Origin of the sequence: Mycobacterium sp. (assembly GCF_049802695.1) — a bacterium.
In the GTDB taxonomy this organism is placed as follows: domain Bacteria; phylum Actinomycetota; class Actinomycetes; order Mycobacteriales; family Mycobacteriaceae; genus Mycobacterium.
In genome coordinates this window covers 1-1,608 of the sequence record NZ_JBARMY010000448.1, presented here as the reverse complement: position 1 = coordinate 1,608, position 1,608 = coordinate 1, and the positions used below count along the sequence as shown (strand labels likewise).

At 66.0% G+C, this 1,608-nt stretch carries 1 protein-coding gene; it reads right to left on the bottom strand.

Features of this window, described 5'->3' with window-relative positions; all coding sequences use genetic code 11:
* Window positions 1-1,592: glycosyltransferase family 87 protein (locus WA317_RS18065; protein ID WP_425174343.1), on the bottom strand; the 1,592-nt coding region annotated here is incomplete at its 3' end.
* Between the last annotated feature and the right edge of the window lie 16 nt (window positions 1,593-1,608).

Here is a 1,608-nt window from a genome sequence, read left to right as displayed (position 1 = left end):
CGCCGGGACCGCGCCGGACGCAAACGGTCGGGCAGCCAGCCGGGCGGCGAGTCGGCGGCTCGGTCGAACACCCCGCCGGCCGGATCGTCCACCCGCCCGCTCCAGCGGACCAGGTCCTCGTCGGGCCGATAAATCTGGCGAATCACCAGCGCGCACAACGACACTACCGCGATGTCACGCAGCAGCACCGTCGCGGTGAACCACTGCTCGGGCAACCCGCGGTTGGGAACGGTGTAGAGGTAATACATTCGCGGCACCCATACCACCGCGTCGATCGTCAGCCAAGTCAACAAAATTCGGCGATGCGGCAACGCCAGCACGGCCAGCGGCACCAGCCACAACGAGAATTGCGGGCTCCACACCTTGTTGGTCATGAGGAACGCTGCCACGATCAGAAACGCCAGCTGCGGCAGCCGGGGTCGGATCGGAGCGGTCAATGCGACATAAATTATTGCCGCACAACACGCTAAGAACAGCACCGTGACCACCGCGTTGAGCACGGCAGGCGGCTCCCACAACCCTAGGCCGCGGTCGAAGCCGGGCCAATGGGTGAACGACTTGACGACGTTGTAAATCGAATCCATGTCGTCGCCGCGCCGGGCATTAAGCCGGAAGAACTCCGACCATCCCCGCGGGAACAGCAGCATCACCGGCAGATTCACCAGCAGCCACGTTCCCAGCGCACAGGCGGCGGTGCGCGTCGCCTCAGCCAGCCGCCCGGTCCTCAGCCCCAAGAGGAACAGCGGAACCAGCAGTAGCGCCGGATACAGTTTGGCCGCAACACCCAGCCCGATCAGCACACCGGCCTGCACCGGTCGTCGCCGCGCCCATGCCAGTAGTCCCCCGACCGCGAAAGCTGTTGCGAGCGCGTCGAAGTTGGTGAAGATCTGGAAGATCACCAGCGGTGATGCGGCCACCAGCGCGGCATCCCACACCCGCCGTCCCGCCAAACCGGCCGCGGCCCGCACCGTCGCCAGCCACGCCAGCGCCAAACCGATGGCGGCGACGTCGAAAAAGACCACCACCTCCGCGATCACCGGCACCACGTGCATCTTGCTCAACGCGGTGTAGGTCTTGGCCAGCGTCATCGACACGTACTGGTAGATGCCGCTCAGCACCGGATACTCCATGTAGCGGATCGCCGGCCGACCGTCGTAGCGGGTCTGCGGCTTGCCGCTCAAGTCGGTCTCGATCCAGCTGGATTTGTACGGAAACTTGCCGTCGCTCAGCAACTCCGCGCCGTAGAGCGGCACCGTGTCGGAATAGCACAACTGGTAGTAGGCGCGTTGGTTGTTCCAGTTGGCCACTCGCTGATCGCCGGTGCCTTTGCCGGTGCTCTGCAGGCAGGCCGCTTTGGTCGACCAGCCCAGTGCCAGAAATACCAACGCGACGACGAACATCACCCGTAACGGCGTGAAAAACCTGGTGCGCCCGATCAGCGCGTGCCGGCCCACCGGTCCGCCGATGACCCGGGACAGGGCGGCGCCCACCGCATCGTTGCGGCTGGGGAAGTCACGGTTGTCGGCACTGCGCAGGTCCGCGGCCAGCGGAAGCGGCGACAGGGCGACAGAGGAAGGGTCGAGGCCCGTCACGGTGGCGGGGCGGGCG